Here is a 1,690-nt window from a genome sequence, read left to right on the forward strand (position 1 = left end):
CCATGGAAATCGGTCCGTGACGTCGAATGGGAAACGCTCAAATGGGTCGAGTGGTATAACAGCCGCCGCTTGCTGGGACCCATCGGATACATTCCACCCGCTGAAGCAGAGGAAGCATTCTATGCAAACCTGAAGTCACTCGATATGGTCGCCTAGTCGTTGAACAAAATACCCTCCGGTAAAGACGGGGCGGTTCAGATCGCACCACAATATGTACGCCCTTTTGTGAAGCGGCAAAAAAATGATGCGGCCGATGCTGAGGCGCTTGTCATTGCGGCACGCCAGCCTGAGATGCGTTTCGTGGAGCCCAAAACAGTCGAGCAGCAGTCTTGCGCGGCGGTCTTCCGCGGCCGGGAACGATTGGTTCATCAGCGCACTGCGGATGTGAACGCCCTGCGGGCTCTACTGTACGAACATGGCCACGTATTTCCCGCGGGAATACGCTACCTCGACCGCATGGTAAAACTTGTGGAGGATGCGGCATCCGAACTGCCAGCATTGATCCGGGAGGAGTGCCAAGACATGCTGGCGCAGATTGCAGAGAAAACGACGCGCATTGCCGAGCGCAACACGAAACTCAAAGTTCTGGCCTCCCAGTCGGACCGGGCGCGTCGGCTACAAACCATGCCGGGTGTTGGCCCCCTGACGGCTGTCGCCGTGGAAGCGTTCGGACCTGACATGGCGCAGTTCAAGACTGGACGCAACTTTGCGGCTTGGTTGGGCCTCGTTCCTCGGCAACATTCCTCCGGAGGCAAGGAGCGCCTTGGTCGCATGACGAAGGCTGGTCAAGCCGATATCCGACGCCTGTTGATCATCGGCGCCATGTCGCGACTGAACTGGCTCGGACAGCGCACAATTACGGAGGGCAGCTGGTTGTCACGCATGCTGGCGCGCAAACCTAGGATGCTGGTCGCGATCGCGCTCGCCAATAAGATGGCCCGCCAGATTTGGGCGATGCTGGCGAAGAATGAAGATTACAGAGATCCGGCAATGGCGGTCGTGGCATGATGCTCATGTCGAACCTCTAACGCCGGTGCCGAGGGAGTGTGAGAAGCCGACGACCTGAATGGGCAAAATGATCGAACAGATCTGGATTGGGAAAACCAGTTAGTCGCTACGAGCCAAGAGCTCGAAAGTCAGATTTGGACCTAATTCGCTGATCACCATCTCGGCCTGCGGCTTCTGGAACCGCCGCGTCATGGAGGCCTCACAGAAGTTCGCACTCGATCACACGCTAATAAGGTCAGAAACTTCTTGCGCTAAGGGCGGCAACCACAGAAGCGACTACATTGGCGCGCGGGCACTGTTGAGCAGCCTGCCAAAGGTCGAGTGGCTCCTTGGAGACCGTGGCTATGACGCTGACTGGTTCTGAGAAGCATTGAAAGGCAAAGGGATACGCGCCTGCATCCCGGGCCGAAAACAGCGCAAGAAAGCTGTGAAGTACGACAAGCGCCGATACAAACGGCGCAACCGGATCGAGATCATGTTCGGCAGGCTCAATGATTGGCGGCGCGTGGCAACCCGATACGACAGATGCCCAAAGGCCTTCCTCTCAGCAATCGCCCTCGCTGCAACCGTCATCTATTGGCTATGAAATGCTGTAACGGGGCCTGCGTCGCGCACCGCCGTTGCCACTTGTCAGATGAGCGCCTTGCTGTCGCCATCCCCGTATTGAACCCAAATGGAGGAT

At 57.5% G+C, this 1,690-nt stretch carries 1 protein-coding gene and 2 pseudogenes; all 3 read left to right on the forward strand.

Translation table 11 applies throughout. The features are described from left to right. Nucleotides 1-156 (forward strand): annotated as a pseudogene (locus CLV74_RS23330) (IS3 family transposase); the annotation flags it as partial. Between the two features lie 3 nt (nt 157-159). Continuing rightward, on the forward strand, nt 160-1,008 hold the full coding sequence (locus CLV74_RS22405) for an IS110 family RNA-guided transposase (RefSeq protein ID WP_245888667.1): 849 nt from the start codon (nt 160-162) through the stop codon (nt 1,006-1,008). A gap of 271 nt (nt 1,009-1,279) precedes the next feature. Next, nucleotides 1,280-1,594 (forward strand): annotated as a pseudogene (locus tag CLV74_RS22410) (transposase); the annotation flags it as partial. Between the last annotated feature and the right edge of the window lie 96 nt (nt 1,595-1,690).

The sequence above is a fragment of the Donghicola tyrosinivorans genome, from assembly GCF_003003355.1.
Taxonomy (GTDB): Bacteria; Pseudomonadota; Alphaproteobacteria; order Rhodobacterales; family Rhodobacteraceae; genus Donghicola; species Donghicola tyrosinivorans.